General features: G+C 65.8%; 13 protein-coding genes. 3 read left to right on the top strand and 10 right to left on the bottom strand.

The features are described from left to right. Positions 1 to 59 precede the first annotated feature (59 nt). A complete protein-coding gene (locus GGR04_RS20180; protein ID WP_183201901.1) occupies positions 60 to 2,150 on the bottom strand; it encodes a putative bifunctional diguanylate cyclase/phosphodiesterase in 2,091 nt (696 codons plus the stop codon). Between the two features lie 187 nt (positions 2,151 to 2,337). Continuing rightward, positions 2,338 to 2,856 (bottom strand): hypothetical protein, encoded by a 519-nt coding sequence (locus GGR04_RS20175; protein ID WP_183201899.1) that lies wholly within the window; start codon positions 2,854 to 2,856, stop codon positions 2,338 to 2,340. Here GGR04_RS20175 and GGR04_RS20170 point away from each other — a divergent pair. The 3 genes from GGR04_RS20170 to GGR04_RS20160 all read left to right on the top strand — a co-directional run bounded on the left by GGR04_RS20170 (position 2,855) and on the right by GGR04_RS20160 (position 4,576). Then, positions 2,855 to 3,310: a hypothetical protein gene (locus tag GGR04_RS20170; protein WP_183201897.1), complete on the top strand. Its 456-nt coding sequence runs from the start codon at positions 2,855 to 2,857 to the stop codon at positions 3,308 to 3,310. The two genes, GGR04_RS20175 and GGR04_RS20170, sit on opposite strands and share 2 nt — an antisense overlap. 205 nt (positions 3,311 to 3,515) lie before the next feature. Continuing rightward, a complete protein-coding gene (locus GGR04_RS20165; protein WP_183201895.1) occupies positions 3,516 to 3,980 on the top strand; it encodes a nuclear transport factor 2 family protein in 465 nt (154 codons plus the stop codon). After that, the gene (locus tag GGR04_RS20160; protein ID WP_183201928.1) at positions 3,977 to 4,576 is read left to right on the top strand and encodes a TetR/AcrR family transcriptional regulator; all 600 of its coding nucleotides are present in this window, start codon (positions 3,977 to 3,979) and stop codon (positions 4,574 to 4,576) included. Before GGR04_RS20165 ends, GGR04_RS20160 begins: the two co-directional genes overlap by 4 nt. Positions 4,577 to 5,023: 447 nt before the next feature. Here GGR04_RS20160 and GGR04_RS20155 read toward each other — a convergent pair whose 3' ends face one another. The 8 genes from GGR04_RS20155 to GGR04_RS20120 all read right to left on the bottom strand — a co-directional run bounded on the left by GGR04_RS20155 (position 5,024) and on the right by GGR04_RS20120 (position 13,741). Further along, positions 5,024 to 5,584 carry a hypothetical protein gene (locus tag GGR04_RS20155; RefSeq protein WP_183201893.1) on the bottom strand — a complete coding sequence of 187 codons (561 nt, stop codon included), beginning with the start codon at positions 5,582 to 5,584 and terminating at the stop codon, positions 5,024 to 5,026. Between the two features lie 1,222 nt (positions 5,585 to 6,806). Next, positions 6,807 to 7,790 carry a CsgG/HfaB family protein gene (locus GGR04_RS20150; RefSeq protein WP_312857495.1) on the bottom strand — a complete coding sequence of 328 codons (984 nt, stop codon included), beginning with the start codon at positions 7,788 to 7,790 and terminating at the stop codon, positions 6,807 to 6,809. Between the two features lie 183 nt (positions 7,791 to 7,973). Continuing rightward, on the bottom strand, positions 7,974 to 8,393 hold the full coding sequence (locus GGR04_RS20145; RefSeq protein WP_183201887.1) for a curli assembly protein CsgF: 420 nt from the start codon (positions 8,391 to 8,393) through the stop codon (positions 7,974 to 7,976). A gap of 40 nt (positions 8,394 to 8,433) precedes the next feature. After that, positions 8,434 to 8,961 carry a hypothetical protein gene (locus GGR04_RS20140; RefSeq protein WP_183201885.1) on the bottom strand — a complete coding sequence of 176 codons (528 nt, stop codon included), beginning with the start codon at positions 8,959 to 8,961 and terminating at the stop codon, positions 8,434 to 8,436. A 92-nt stretch (positions 8,962 to 9,053) separates the two neighbouring features. Further along, positions 9,054 to 9,725 (bottom strand): hypothetical protein, encoded by a 672-nt coding sequence (locus GGR04_RS20135; RefSeq protein ID WP_183201883.1) that lies wholly within the window; start codon positions 9,723 to 9,725, stop codon positions 9,054 to 9,056. A 1,013-nt stretch (positions 9,726 to 10,738) separates the two neighbouring features. After that, a complete protein-coding gene (locus tag GGR04_RS20130) occupies positions 10,739 to 11,380 on the bottom strand; it encodes a ThuA domain-containing protein (protein WP_183201881.1) in 642 nt (213 codons plus the stop codon). Between the two features lie 26 nt (positions 11,381 to 11,406). After that, positions 11,407 to 12,504, bottom strand: coding sequence for a Gfo/Idh/MocA family protein (locus tag GGR04_RS20125; RefSeq protein WP_183201879.1), 1,098 nt, complete (start codon positions 12,502 to 12,504; stop codon positions 11,407 to 11,409). A 28-nt stretch (positions 12,505 to 12,532) separates the two neighbouring features. After that, the gene (locus tag GGR04_RS20120; RefSeq protein WP_183201871.1) at positions 12,533 to 13,741 is read right to left on the bottom strand and encodes an ROK family transcriptional regulator; all 1,209 of its coding nucleotides are present in this window, start codon (positions 13,739 to 13,741) and stop codon (positions 12,533 to 12,535) included. Positions 13,742 to 13,919: the final 178 nt, after the last annotated feature.

Below are 13,919 nucleotides of genomic sequence, written 5' to 3'. Positions count from 1 at the left end.
GGCGGCGATCCCTTAGGCCGTGGCAGCAGAGCCGCGGAGACGCCGCAAGGGCAATGTCGTCAGGAGGCCTTGGCCTTGCCGTCCGCCGAGGGGCGGGCGTTCAGCCGCGCGACGGCCTCCGCGTCGGCTGGCGAGGGAACGGGGCGGCCGAGGAGGTAGCCCTGGACCTCGGTGCAGCCCTCGGCGGTGACGAGATCGAGATGGGCCTGCGTCTCCACCCCTTCGGCGACGGTGGTGACGCCGAGACGGTTTCCCAGATCCGCGAGAACGCCGACGATGGCGGCGCAGTCGGCGCGGTGCACGGCGTCGCGCACGAAAGACCCGTCGATCTTGATCTTATCGAAGGGAAACGACCGGAGATGGGCGAGCGAGGAAAAGCCCGTGCCGAAATCGTCCAGCGCGACGCGCACGCCGAGATCGCGCACCCGCCTCAGATCCGAAAGACAGTCGAGCTCGTTGGAAAGGAGCGCGCTCTCGGTGACCTCGATCTCCAGCCGTCCGGGTTCGAGGCCGCTCGACACGAGGGCTTCGAGCACGTGATGGGCGAGAACGCCCTTGCCGAGCTGCTTGGCCGAGACGTTGACGGCGACGCGGGCGCCGTCCGTCCAGGTCGCGGCCTCGCGGCAGGCCTGACCGAGAACCCAGATGCCGAGCTGATCGATCAGGCCGCTGTCCTCCGCCATCGGGATGAACTCGCTCGGCGGGATCCAGCCGCGTGCCCCGTGATGCCAGCGGATGAGCGCCTCGCGTGCCGTCGTGTGCCCGGTCGCGATGTCGATGATCGGCTGATAGAACAGGAACAGCCCGTCCATCGCGCCCAAGGCCTGGCGCAATTTGGCCTCGAGACGAACCCGCTCGTGCAGGCGCTTCTCAAGATCGGGAGAGAAGACGCGGAAGGTCTTCTTGCCGGCGGCCTTGGCAGCGTAGAGGGCCATGTCGGCGCGCGACAGAAGCATCTCGGACGTCGTGCCGTGATCGGGCGACACGGCGATGCCGATGGAGGCGCCGATCGAGAGGCGGCGATCGGCTTCGATCTGATAGGGTTCGACGATCTCGCGGATGAGGGCCTGGGACAGGCGGCTGGCTTCCGCGACGTCGCCGCCTTCGATCGAGATGGCGAACTCGTCGCCGCCGAGGCGCCCCACCAGGACATTGCTGGCGTCGCAGTGCAGGCGCAGACGATCCGCCACGCGTCGCAGCAGCTTGTCGCCCACGAGATGTCCGTTGGAATCGTTGACGAACTTGAAGCCGTCGAGATCGATGAAGAGGAGCGCGACCTGGGCGGCGGGCTTCAGAAGGCTCGCTTCCAGATGCTCGCGGAAGGTGTTGCGGTTGGCAAGGCCCGTCAGCGTGTCGAAATGGGCGAGCTGGTGGATGCGGGCCTCGGCCGCCACCTGCTGGGTGATGACCGACCATGTCAGCATCGGCCCGAGATAGGTGCCGTCCGTTGCCGTCACCGACGAAACCTGGAGATCCAGCACTTCGGGACCGAGCTTGATCTTGGCGCGATGCGGCAGATTGGCGGGATCGGAGAGCAGCCCGCGCTGGTGCGCCGGGTTCTTGTGGAAAACGTCGATCGAGGCGCCGAGCAGTTCGCTCGGCTTGATCGGCAGCAGGGTTTCGATCTGCCCGAGCGTGCGCTTGGAGGTCTCGTTCAGATAGGTGATGGCGAAGGAAACCGGATCGACCGTCATCACGGCGACGGGCATGTTGTCGATCATGCGCAGAAGCCGGTACTCCTCGCGCGCCTTGGCGACCTCCGCCGTGGCGATGGCCCAGACGAGCAATGCCCGGCTGATCCGCCCGGTGGAATCGGGGAGCGGATGGATGTGGAGGTCCAGCCATTCCTCTCCGAACCGGATCCGCGCCTTGTGGGGAAGATTTTCGGACTTGGAGAGAAGCGAGCGTTGGTGGAGCGGGTTCTTGTGGAAGACGTCGATGGACGTGCCGACGATCTCGTTGGGATCGATGCCGAGCGTTTCCCGGATCGAATGCAGGAGTTCGATGGAATAGGGATTGGCGTAGTCGATCTCGAACGTGTCGAGATTACAGGTCATCGCTCCGACGGGGAGCATGTCGAAGATCTTCTGAAACGAAAGCGGCTCCAACGCCGAGTTCGGCTGGTCGGACAGGCGACAAGGTTCGCTCATGCTGGCTTTCGTTGGCTCGATCGAACGTTGACGCACAGATTACTCACGCAGATCCACACGTCCTGGCGGCGCTGCTTCTTATATTTCGCACCCTGAATGCCGCTCGCCCGGCACTGGATGCCTGCACCCATTCGGGGCGACGACTATGCAAACTGAATAGAATGGTTAGCTGTTCCGAAACTTGAAATCATCTTGGTTTAATATCTTGTAGACTTACGAATCCCCATCGAATCATGCCGGAATTCATTTGCCGCCGCAGGCCGATTGCAAGTCTGGATTGTCTTGCGACGTCACGCCGAACTTGAACGCGCGCGGGCCGACCAAAAGCGATCGCGCGGTTGATCGACGTCGGAAGCGCCATCCGACGGAGCGAACCGAACGGAAGGATGCGATTCCCCGCCGGCTTGCCGACGTCGAGCTGTTCCGGGCAGGTGACGATGGGCTCGCCGCAATGGGAATAGATGAGCCTTGGCGGCGATGACAGCACCATCCATGACGTCGGCGGCTTCCATGGCCGCCGCCGGAACTCTTCTGCCGCTTCGCCAAGCTCTGCGCTCCGGCCGCGCATGGTGACGAACTCCTGGACGGACGGCGGCACGCTCGACATGCCGTGGATGCCACGGCCAAGAACCAGCCGACGATGCGGCCACCCCGTCGGGACTTTCTCGCAGACCCGCACGACCCGCATGGTCCACGACAGGGTCATGCCGAGCCTCGACCGTCTCGTCGCCCCGGTGCTGGAAGAGCGCGCGGCGACGCACAACCTGTACCTGCCCGAGCATGCCGGCGGCGTGCACGATGGGAACGAGGGCTCGCCCCATCCGGGTGGCCAGGCAGTGGCGATCGGCGCCTCGCTCGGCCACCCACCGCTCCTCGCACGCGCCGGTGCGATCGTGCCGGTTGACGAGGACGGAGAGATCGATCTTCGCGTCTTCGGCCCGGTCGCGAGCGAGGGCGCGGGCCTCCTCTACCGCGACGACAGCGAGACCTCGGCCTGGCGAGCGAGCGGCCACACCGCTCGCGGCCGGACGCGGCCGGACGCTGCGGGCGCGGCTCTGCAATCCGGCGGCACGGAGAACCTCGGCGATCTGGGATTGCCGCCATCGGCGCCGACATCCCGCGTCCAGAGGTCCGACCGCGGGGTCGCCGCCGACCGGTAGAGCGTTCGGGAGCGAGCCCCCCGCACCAAGCGCATTCGGCGCCGAAAGGCTCGTCATACCGGACGGGAGGGTCGGGCTTCATGGCCGGACGCCCCCTCGCCCGAAGTTCCCGGCTCGGCCATTGCCGCATGAGCCGCAGGATCGCGTTGACGTCGCGTCGGCCCTCTTGTACCGAAAGGTACAAACTTGTTTCGCAGGCGCCGCCATGTCTCGACCACCCGTGCCCCCCTTCACCTTCGAGACCGCGACGCTCAAGGCGCGCATGGCCGAGGATGCCTGGAACAGCCGCAATCCCGAAACGGTGTCGCTGGCCTATACGTCCGACAGCGTCTGGCGGAACCGAGGCGAGTTCCTGAGCGGTCGCGAGGCGATCGTCGCCTTCCTGACGCGCAAATGGTCGCGGGAACTGGACTATCGCCTCATCAAGGAGGTGTGGGCGCACGATCGCCGGCGGATCGCCGTGCGGTTTGCCTACGAGTGGCGCGACGACAGCGGCAACTGGTTTCGATCCTACGGCAACGAGAACTGGGAGTTCGACGATGCAGGCCTGATGGCGCGCCGGATCGCCTCGATCAACGATCGCCCGATCACCGAGGAAGAACGCCAGTTCCGCTGGCCGCTCGGCCGCCGCCCGGACGACCACCCCTCGCTCGGCGATCTCGACCTCTGAGCGCCAAGCGCATCCTCACCGAACGCGCCGACGCGCTGCCCGCGCTCGCGGAAGCCTTCCGCGAACATGGCTTCGAGGGCGCGAGCGTGGCGATCCTGTCGAAGGCGACGGGCCTCGGCAAAGGCAGCCTCTACAACTTCTTTCCCGGCGGCAAGGAGGAGATGATGGACGCCGTTCTCGCCGACATCGACCGCTGGTTCACGGCGGCGGTCTTCGCGCCCCTGGAGCAGCCCAACGACCCGGCGGGGGCGATCACGACGATGATCGAGACGGTGACGACCTATTTTCGATCCGGCGGGCGGGTGTGCCTCGTCGGCTGGGTCGGCCTCGGCAGCTCCGGCGACCGCTTCTCGGCGAGGATCGGAGGCTATTTCGCCCGCTGGATTTCGGCATTGGCGCGTTGCCTCGAAGCCGGCCACGTTCCGCCTTCGCAGGCGAGGCCACTCGCGGAGGAGACGGTCTGCGGCATCCAGGGCGCCATCGTCCTGGCGCGCGCCCTGCGCGGGGACGTGGCCTTCACCAGGATCTTGCGCCGCCACGAGGCCACCTTGCTCGGCGCCATCGCCCGGCACCGCCGCGAGCCGAACGGGGCGTGACGCAGACGAACGTGGAACGAGGGGCCCGCGACCGCTCCGGCCGTCACGGCGCTTCCCCTGTCGCACCCTGCCGAGGTTGGTTCCCGATTGATCTTTCACGCAATGACGACGCAACGCGGCGAGCGAGCGCTTGCGCCGATGCGGAGAACGGGACGTTCGTTCCCGGACCCGGTGGACGCAGATCTCGTGCGGAAACGACGCGAACGCGGCCCTGCCGATCGACGGCATCGCGCTCGGTGATGCTGGCAAGTTGGCGGGCGGGATCGCGCGGATCGGTCTCGGACCTCGTCCAATCGTCCGCTCGTCGCCATGGCAGCGGAGCTGCGGCACGGCGCAAGCCTCCTCGTCCAACCCGCTCGAAGACCGATCGGCGGCCGTCGCCCTTGCCTCCGCGAGCCATCGTCGACCGCGAAGGGGAAGCGCTCCCCCGCGTGTCAGCCGGCCCGGTCAGTTCTGGACGATGACGGCGTGGTTGCCGGTTCCAGATTGGGTGAAGGACGCATGATTGTCGCTCTGCCCCTGCGAGATTTCGGCGAAGTTTTCGGAGCCTGACTGAAACCCTTCGACCGACTGGTTCGTGCCGGTCTGCGTCAGCAGGATGATGTTCGACTGTCCTTCCTGCCGCAACGTCGCGGTATGTCCGGTGCCGATCCGCGTCATCGAGATGACGTTGCGATCGGATGCCGGATCCGAACTCGACGGCTCGTCGTTCGAGGCCACCTGATAGGCGCGAGCGGAATAGTCGTCGATCATCGAGGCTCTGGCGCCGGCCTTCGCCTGCCGGTTGCCGACCTGAGAGATGACGGCGGCTCTCACGCTCTCGTACTGGCCGACCTGCGAGATATGAACCTCCGATGCCATGGATGCGGTGGCAGAGGTCACGGATGCAATCATCATCGAGAGAAAGAGTGCTGAGTTTTTCATGTGAAGGCTCCCCGGTCTGATAGGAACCCTACGCAAGGCACATAAATTCAACCTCGCGAGAAATGCTTGAATTTTACGGACCATCGAGAAATCGCACTGAAAACCGGTGAGTGACACAGTAACGTCATATCGATTTGTCAATAAATTTGAATCGCTCGTAAAGCTGATCCTTGTCCGTCGGACTCGGTGAGCGAAGCGAGATGTCGCGGCGACCCGCCAACACAGTCCGCCTTGTCTCCGCAAGGCCGAACGACGGGCAGTGGAAGGTGGCGCGCCTCGCACCACCCGCCGACGATGTCGCCCGACCGCGCGATGGGGAGCGTGCCGTAGGGAGGGTCGGTTCTCGTTCGAAGGTTGCGGGCTACTTCGTCGATCGTGACGGACGGCCGGGGTTGCCCTCACTCAAGAGGTCGGCGCGGCGGTTCGCCTGACGGCCGATGGGATCATGGCGTCACGCCGAGACGCTCCCTTGCCGGCGTAAGGTCCAGTGGACTGCGGCAGGCGCGGCGGCGCATGCGGCGTTCGCCGCAGCGGCGGAGGAGCGCGCGTCACCGCAGCAGACGCTGCAACGTCATCGACGTCTTCGAGAGACGACGCGAGACCGAAATCTCGAACGATGGGCTCGACGCTGGTGGCAAGGGCCGCGCTCGACGGTCGTTGACGGTGATCATGGACCATGGCGACGGCGGCGCGTGCGACCGCATCGGCCGACAGAGCGATGTGCGGGGCCGCGCGACCGTCGTCGTCGAGACACCAGCCCTCGGATCTCGGATCCCCTCGTCCGGTTCCGGATCCCAGGCACCGTGCCCCAGGCAGCGGCCCTTCCTGCGGCGTCTCGCTGCCGAAACAACCGTCCGCGGATGCCACCGACGGGAACTCGGCTTCCAAACGATCGTGCGCCAGCGGCCCTCGGCCGCCGACGGACCCGTGCGCGCGATGCCGTGAAAACGGGTCGCTCGATGGGGTATCCCGGGGTATCCCGGCGCCCGTACGCCCTTGCCTCGCAGACCCGCAGGGGCGGACGAGACCGGGAACCGTCACCCGGACCTCCCCGGGAGCGGTGTGGGAGGCAGAGGCGATCCGCCGCCAACCCGCGAGTTCCCGTCGATGGTGCCGTCGCGCCGATCGGGTATCGGCGCGACGGCCATCCATGGCTTGAAATGTCGCAGACTTGCAAAAGGCGTCCGGGTCGTCTCCGACCATCTGAACGCCGGGCGTCACCGATACCGAAGTCGTCTCGAATGACGTCCGCATGGATCGGGACGACGGCCCGATGGCAAGCGTTCGAGGTCGATCGACCCTTCTATCAGAGGTTTCCGGCCGTCGGGCCTCTGCGCACGGGCGCGTTCTCGTCGGCACCGGCGACGGTGTTGGCGCGGCGACGGGCAGCTGCGGTGTCCGCGGCCGTCTCGTTGCTCGCGGCCAGCACGCGATCCGTCGCGGCCTGCTGGGAGGCGGTCGGTTTGCGAGCGCTCGGCGCCTGTGCCACCACGGGGTTCACGGCCGCCACCTGCGACGGCGCGAGGCGCGAGCCTCGTCCTTCCTTGGCGATGAAGGCCTGCACGACCCGCTCGCCCGCCGCCCGGTCCTGGAACTGCCAGAGATCCTTGCGGACACCATCGACGATCAGTGCCATCACGCCGACCTCGACCGCCTCGCGCACGCCGATCGTGGTCGGCTCGTTGCGGGTGACACCCGCCTCGATCTCGAGGAGTTCGTTGAGCGCGACGTAGCGATAGGCACCGCCCTGCAGGGCGATGGAATAGATCGTCTTCGTCGTCGTCACGCTGTCGAGGACGAGGCCGGTCTGCACGGAGATGGCGCGCAGGCTGACCGTGATGACGTCCTTGCGATACTTGGCGTCGCCGCCGACACCGAGGAACTTGGCGCCTGCACCGCCGGTCGAGGTGTTGGTGTCGTAGCCGACGATCCCGCCTTCCAGGATGATGCCGGCAAAACGCAGCGGCGGCAGCCCGGTGGCCTTCGGATCGTATTGCTGCAACGTCGTCGCGATGATCTGGCGTTCCTGCAGCAGGTTCTGCAGGCCCGCCCGTTCCACCACGTTGAACCAGCGCCCGTTGCCCGCCTGCTGCAGAGCATCGACGAGAAACGCGCCGGCGCCCTGCGTCACCGCGCGGGAATACTCGGTGGAGGTGTCGCTTTCCTTGTACTGGCCGGTCAAATCCGGAAACGCGTAGATCGCGATATCGACGGACTGAGCCGGCGGCGGAAGATCGCGCAGCTTGAGTCCGACCTGGGTCAGGTTGCTGACCTTCGGAGCAATCGCCACGAGGCTCACCCCTTCGCCATCGGTCGCACAACCGGACATGACGAGGCAGAGCGCGAGCAGACTGGCTCCACGAAGAAAACGAGACATCATCAATCCAAGTTCCCTGGCACCTTCGAAGCAACCTATCAGGTTATCCCCGCTTCGGGTCACCCTATCTGGCCCATCGTTACAATTCGAAGATGGTCAGAAGCTTACGGGAACGATGACTGACGTCTGGTTGACACCATCATTGATCGTAAGGTTTACGTTGTTACCTTCACGCTGGAACTGAATGGTCGTTCCATCGATTTGGAAACGCCCCGACTCGCGAGCGTTCGGCCCTAGAATGGAGTCGGTGATGTTGTCGGCGACGCTCGACAACAGCCGCTGCTGAAAGGTCGCGGCGAACCGCTGGGCCGGCGTCTGGTTCAGCAGGCTCGAAGCACTGCTGCGCTGGCTTTCTTCGGCGGCATATTTGTTCTGCGCGCCCGCCTGCCCCAGCAGGACGGACCCGTTCAGCGAACTACCCCCGAAGGACGGGTTCTGAGGCTGATATTTCAGGTTCCCGGCGGAAGCTGCATCGGAGCAGAGCACGGCGAGAGCCGCCATAAGAACGATGCGCATGTCCAATTCCTGTCGCCAGCGACTACCGATCGGCAATTCTCTATCGCTTCGTCTGTTGAATGACAATTGCTGTAGGAGTCTGCGCGTTGCTGTCAATCACAATATTCTGCTCTGCGGCATTCATGCCACTATCGACCTGAGAATATTCCAGAGACATATTATCAGTGTTTCTTAGCGTCAGTCCGAGGTAGTTCCCCGACCCGACCTGATGAGTCTGAACCCTGTTATGGTCGCCATCGGAAACCGTGATGGAGGAACGGTTCCGCGCACCCAGCTGCTCCTGAAACGTTTCGTTGCCGGAGCCCCGAATGGAAGTGATCGCCACATTCGCCTCACCACGCTGTATGATCGTCGAACGATTATTGTCGCCGGTCTGAGAGATCCACGCGAAATTACCAGTCTGGGATCGAGGCGCTCCCGCCTGCACCGCGCCGCGAGCCTTCAGGGCATTCAGGATGGCGGCCTCACCCCCAAGGGAGTTTGCGACTCCTTGAGACTGCTGGGCCTGCGCAGCGGCCGGCAAAGCGAAGAACATCAAAGCAACTGAGAGCGCACGACCAAACGACATCGATAGGCCTTTCCGTGGTTCAAGACGACAGTCGGGGCGACGGCGATTGCCGCCGCCCCGACTGCTGACGTAACTTACGCACCAAGCGGTGATTAGTTCTGCGTCACAGTCCCATCGTTATTATCACCAAACTGCAGGATCCACGAGGTATCATTGGCAGCATTCTGGGTGCTGGAAGCCGTGTTGCTATTGCCCTGCTGAAGGAAAACCGACCTGCTCTCCCGAGAAGAACCTCCGAATGTCGCAGTCGCCGTGTTCCCCGTGCCGTTCTGAATGCTGGACGTAGAATTCAACTGGCCCTCGTCCTTGTTCGTCAGTTCGTTGCTGCCGCCAATCTGCCAGGCTTCCAGCACACCGCCATTACCGGTCTGGGTGTTGGTAACGATCTGCTTCGTATTGACCTGAGCGATACGAGCAACGTTATCCAGGCCGCCCTGCGTCGATGTGATCGTGTTGCTCGAGCCTTCCTGATGCGCCTCAAAACGCGCATCTTGGCCCTTCTGCGTCGAGGTGACCTTGTTCAGGGTGCCACCAACTTGTTGGTTCTGCTTAATATCGGCATAGTTGCGAGCATCCGACTGAGTCGATGTAGCAGTATTCTTAACGTGAGACTGGCTGATGTAGGTGGCCTGACCGGTGCCGCTCTGCGTGACGGTGGCCTTATGAGTCTGGCCGATCTGCGTGATGTAGGCGCCGTTGCCGCCGGCGAAGGCGGTCGAGACGGACATGGCGACGACGAGACCGGCGAGGATGGAGATTTTCATGGGATGGGACCTTGAGAGTGGGGCGCCAAAGGCTGCCGTGTTTCAACTACCGATAGATGCCCCATTTCTTACCTCGGCGTCAATCTGATGCCTAATTAATTATTAACAACAGCCAGTAAGCTGAAGCTATACTAAGTTATATTTATTGTAAGTATGGATTATTTTTAAAGTTGTATCCGTAGCGCCGACGCGACCTTGCCGACGCCCCGGACCCTGCGGCCCCTTGCCGTTCGAGCGCGCAACGACAAGCCTCGCAGATGGCCGGAACCATCGAGGGACGGGGTTTGCGGTGCGCCGGGTGGGCAGGTCAGGAGCCTGGCGCAATCCAGCGTGACGCTTACGACGTCGGGCGGCTCGGCTGGTTTCATGGCCTCAACGGGATGCCGCCGAGCTTGCCTCAAACGAGAAGCGCTTGCCTCATGGTCGCGGCAACATCGAGCTTCGGCGGGCGCGGCAGGGCGCGGCGCGCGTTCGCCCTGTCGCTCTAGCAGACACGGCCCCACCTGTCGGCCTCGAGCGAAATTGCAGACGACGAAGCAAGGCCGGAGGCCGCCGCGACCCGAGCCGATCCGTCATCGTGTTCCGCAGGTCAGAGGGTGCCGGTCTTCGACATCGGCACACGCGAGGGACGATCCGGGAAGGGGGTCGGGGAGAGGATGATCGGCGGCCCCATCGTCGTCCCGCGCGCCGCGGCACCGGGTGGATCGGCGGCACGTTTTCGCCCGGAAGTACCCGCGGCGCGCCGCAGAAGGACGGCCGTCGCGGGCTTCGCCCGTCTCGCCATACACCCTTGCCGAGACGGATCGCCATCTCGCAGCCCGATCGGCGATCTTCGACGGAGCCCGGCTGGCGGACCGCAGCGGACGAGGCGAGGCTCCGCCTCGCCCGTCTCGTCATCGACCTGCCCGGTTACCGTCGCCGAAAATCCGCTCCGGCGGCGGCGGCGGCGGCGGCGGCGGGCCAGGTCGGCGGCCAGTCCGCCGCCGGCCGGGGCGGCGGTTCGAAAGGCCCGGTCAGGCCGCGGCCCAGACCAGCCCGCGCTGGAGGATGGCACGCATCTGCGGCACCTGGAACTCCGAGGCGACATGGCCGAGCGAGGAATAGAAGACGCGACCGCGGCCGTAGCGCCGCTTCCAGACGACCGGCATCACCGTGCCGTCGATCCATTCGGCATGGTCGCCGCCAAAACGCGTCGTCGCCAGCACCTCGTTCGAGGGGTCGACGTGCATGTAGTACTGCTCGGAGCGGTAGGCGAAGCTCTCGATGCCGGCCATCACCGGATCGTCGGCGCGCGTCACGTCCACGCGGTAGTCGATGATGTCGCCGGGATGGGCGACCCATTGGCCGCCGACCATGAACTGGTATTCCGGCTGGTCGCGGAAGGCGTCGCCGGTGCCGCCGTGATAGCCGCCGAGCCCGACGCCGCCCTTCACCGCCTCGAGCAGGTTGGACACCTCCTCCTTCTCGATCTTGGCCATGGTGATGATCGGGACGATCAGCGAAAGCTCGCGGATCGAGGGGTCCGCGAAGGCCTCGGTCGTGTTCTCGGTGAAGACCTTGAAGCCCTCCTCCTCCAGCATCTGCCCGACGATCTCGGCGCATTGCTGCGGCTCGTGGCCGCTCCAGCCGCCCCAGACGATCAGTGCTTCCTTCATGGCGTTTCTCCTCGGATTGGTGGGGATCACAGACGATCGAGCGGGGCGTCGGCACTGAGCGGCGCCGGACGCCCCGGCGCGGTTTCGATCTCGACGAAGCGGCCGGTCTCGCTGGAGCGGCCGAAGGCCTCCATCACCTCCAGGACGTGCAGCGCGAGCTCTCCGCTCGCCCGGTGGGGCCGATCCGCGCGGATGGCGGCGGCCATGTCGGCGAGGCCCAGCGAGCGATGGTTGCCGTCGGCATAGGGCAGCGTCACCTCGACCGGGCTCCAGTCCGTGTCGCCCTTCGCCCGGAACGACACCTCGCCGCCGAAATAATTGGGATCGGGCACGACGAGCGAGCCCTCCGTGCCGTAGATCTCCAGCGGCAGATGCCGGTGCGCGGCGACGTCGAAGCTCATCGCCATGGTGACCACCGCGCCGTTCGCGAACTGGATCGCGCCGGCGACGTGGGTCGGCACCTCCACCTCGATCGTCTCGCCCTTCTTCGGCTCGCTCGCGATGGTGCGCGCGCGGCGCGGCTCCGGCGAGAGGCCGGCGACGCGGGCGACGGGGCCGAGGAGGTTGACGAGGTCGGTGATGTAATAGGGGCCCATGTCGAGCATCGGGCCGCCGCCGCGCTTGTAGTAGAAGCCGGGATCGGGGTGCCAGCGCTCGTGGCCGGGGCACATGAAGAAGGCGGTGCCGCCGATCGGCTGGCCGAGATGGCCGGCATCGACGAAGGCCCGCGCCGCCTGATGCGCGCCGCCGAGAAACGTGTCGGGCGCCGAGCCGAGGCGAAGCCCCTTCGCCGCCGCGGCATCGCTCAGGCGCCGGGCGTCGCGGTAGTCGATGCCGAGCGGCTTTTCCGAATAGGCGTGCTTGCCGGCCTCGATGATCTGCAGCCCGACGTCGACATGGGCGGCGGGGATGGTGAGGTTGAGGACGATCTCGATCTCGGGATCGGCGAGGATCTCGGCGACGGATCGCGCGACGCCGCCGAACTCGGCGGCGCGCGCCTCGGCCGCCTCCGGCCGCGCATCGCTCAAGGCGCGGATGTCGAGGATGGGAAAGCTCCTGGCGGCCTTCAGATAGGCGGCGCTGATGTTGCCGCAGCCGATGATGCCGATGCCGACGGGTTTCATGGATGATCCTCCAGAGATCGGGGGGTGGTCAGGCCGGACGCGCCGGGCCCGTGGTGCTCCAGGGCGAGCCGTAGAGCTCGCACAGCGCGATGGCGGCGGCGCCCTGGCCGAGGCGGCGGGCGTCGCGCGGCGGATCGACGAGGATCTCGGTCACCTCGCCGAGCGGTTCGGCGACGGTCTCGGCGAAGCTTCGCGCGACGGCCGCGGTGAACGGCGCGCCGAGATGCAGCAGCGAGCCCGCGAGAAGGACGCGCGGCGGCGAGAACAGCGCGACGACGTTGGCGAGCGCGATGCCGACGGCGCGTCCGGCCTGCTCCACGAGGTCCAGCACCCCGGCATCGGCGCGGGCCAGCCGCTCCACCGCATGGCGCAGGCCGAGGCCGGCATGGGCGGCGTCGCGGATCGAGGGGTCGGCGCCCAACCCGTCGAGCACGGCCTGTTCGCAGGCGACGTCGATGAGGCGCAGGAGCGAGCCGTCGGGCCGCGTGCCGACCACCATGCGCCCGATGTCGTGGCTGAGGCCGTGCGCGCCGCGAAAGAGCTGGCCGCCGTGCAGGATGCCGAGACCGATCGCCTGTTCGAGCGAGAGGACGGCGAGATCGCCGAGATCGCGCGAGCCGCCGAACCAGTGTTCCGACAGGGCCAGCGCGTTCGCCTCACTTTCGACCACGACGGGAACGGCGAGGCGCGAGACCAGCGCCTCGCCGAAGCACACGTCGCGCTCGGCGAAGATCGGGCTGACGCGCACGCGACCCATGCCGTATTCGACGATGCCGGGCATGGTGGCGCAGACGCTGTCGATCTCCTTCAGCGTCAGGCCGGCGTCGACCACGGCGCGGCGCACCACGTCCTCGGCGAGATCGGCGACGGTGGCGACGGACTGCCGGCGCACGCGGATGGGAACGTCGAGATGGGCGAGGACGTCGCCGCGAAAATCGGTGACGGCGACCGCGATCTGGTGTGGACCGATGCGCAGGCCGACGACGCGCGCGGCGGCCGCGTTCAGTTCCAGCATGACGCGGGGCCGGCCGCGCGCCGGCTCGTGGATGCCGCCGACCGGGACGGGCTGGATGATGCCGTCCTCGACGAGCGCGCCGGTGATCGCGGACACGGTGGTGGAGGACAGCTCGCCGCGCTGGGCGATCTCGACGCGCGAGATCGGCCCGTACCGCCGGATGACGTCGAGGATGTGGAAGCGGTTGATCACGCGCATCAGTTCGGGATCACCCGTCTTCATGATCACAGCCGTCTTAATTTCGGACAGCGGAAATAAGGAGACTCGAGCACCCGCTGTCAATGGCTGCCGTAAAGACGCCTTACGACCCGGAAGACCGACGTCTTCGGCGCTGCAACATGAAAGCCGTCTTGACAGAGGAGGCAAACGCCGCCGTATTTAATCCGCAAGGCGATAAAAA

Origin of the sequence: Aureimonas pseudogalii (genome assembly GCF_014196835.1) — a bacterium.
Lineage (GTDB): Bacteria > Pseudomonadota > Alphaproteobacteria > Rhizobiales > Rhizobiaceae > Aureimonas > Aureimonas pseudogalii.
The sequence above is the reverse complement of the archived record's forward strand: the minus strand, read 5'-3'. Positions and strand labels throughout refer to the sequence as shown.